The 1,678-nt window shown below is 63.6% G+C and carries 1 protein-coding gene; it reads right to left on the bottom strand.

Going from position 1 to position 1,678, the window contains the following annotated elements; genetic code table 11:
• Positions 1-45 precede the first annotated feature (45 nt).
• A complete protein-coding gene (locus tag AC0L3X_RS47015; protein ID WP_456679769.1) occupies positions 46-1,665 on the bottom strand; it encodes a DHA2 family efflux MFS transporter permease subunit in 1,620 nt (539 codons plus the stop codon).
• Positions 1,666-1,678 lie beyond the last annotated feature (13 nt).

The raw sequence follows: 1,678 nt of genomic DNA, 5'->3' as shown, positions 1-1,678 counted from the left end.
ACGGCGTCGCAACCGATGCGCTCGGCCCTCAGAGAATGGCGCGGCCTAATGCCCCCGCGCCGGCGCGCCGAGGTCGATCGGGCGCAACACGGCAGCAGTCGGAATCATCAGCACGGCAATGATCGCGAGCATCCAGAACACGTCGATATAGGCGAGGAAGTCGACCTGCTGCTGCAAGGTCTTCCCCACCCAGGCGATCGCCTGCGCGGCCGCGTCGCTCGGATTCGAGCCCTGGGCCTGGAAGTACCGTGTCATCGCGTCGATGGTCTGCTGATAGCCGAGATCGGACGGCGCGGCATGCTCGATCAGGCGGCTTTGATGGAATTGCTGGCGCTGCGCCAGTACCGTCTGCGCCAGCGCCACGCCCATGGAGCCGCCGATATTGCGAGCAACGTTGATCAGCGCTGACGCCTGGTTGGTCTTGTCAGACGGCACGCCATCATAAGACGCGGTTGTTACCGGCAGGAACAGGAATGGAAGCCCAATCGCGAGGAAGACGCGTGCCAGCGCCGCGTAGCCATATGTAATGTCGCCGTTCAGCCCGGTCAGATGCCACATCGAGAATGCAACCACCGTGGCGCCGAACATGATGAGATATTTCGGCTGCACCGTGCTGACGAGCCGGCCGACGACCGGCATCAGCATCAAGGTGGCGATGCCGCCGGGCGATAGCGCAAGACCGGCCAGTAGTGCCGTGTAGTTCAGCTCGGTCTGGAGCAGTTGCGGCAGGATCTGTGTGGTCGAGATCAGCACCGCACCGGTGCCGAGCATGACCAGGAAGCAGGCAGCGAATTGCCGCCGGCCGAGCAAGCGGAGATCAATGATAGGCTCTTCGCGTGTCAGCTCCCACGGGATCAGTGCAAGCAGCGACACAGCTGACAGCACAGCGAAGAAAATGATCATATTCGAGCCGAACCAGTCGTTGCGCTGGCCCTCATCGAGCACGTATTCGAGCGAGCCGAGCCCGATCGCGACCAGTGCGAAGCCGATATAGTCGACCTGCACACCCTTGCTCAGCAGCTTCTCCCGCTCCTCCTCCGCGCCCGACGGCTCTTTGACCAGCGTGCCGACCAGGAACAGCGAGAGCAGCCCCATGGGGACGTTGATCAGGAAGACCCAGTGCCAGCTGTAGGTATCGGTGATCCAGCCGCCGAGCGTCGGGCCGATCACCGGCGCGACGACCACAGCGACGCCGTAGATGGCAAACGCCTGTCCGCGCTTCTCCGGCGGGAAGGAGTCGGCGAGGATCGCCTGCTCGCTCGTGGCCATGCCGCCGCCACCCAGACCTTGCAAGATACGGAAGAGCACCAGCGATTGCAGATTCCAGGCGAACCCGCACAGCAGGGAGGAGATCGTGAAGGTTGCGACGCAGATCATGTAGAAGCGCTTGCGGCCGATGACGGTCGACAGCCAGCCCGAGATCGACAGTACGATGGCGTTGGCGACCAGATAGCTGGTGATGACGTAGGTGCTCTCGTCGATGCCGACCGCAAGCCCACCGGCGATGTGGCGCAACGCGACATTGGCAATGGTGGTGTCGAGCACCTCCATGAAGGTCGCGATCGAGACCACGAAGGCGATCAGGTAGGGATTGTGCCCGCCAGCCGCCGAGCGTTCCGGCGACCAGCCACCGGCCGATGCGCCGTCTTGCGTGGTGTCCGTCATCGCACCCGCGTCC

Source organism: Bradyrhizobium sp. MI1.7 (assembly GCF_055811795.1).
The sequence above is the reverse complement of the archived record's forward strand: the minus strand, read 5'-3'. Positions and strand labels throughout refer to the sequence as shown.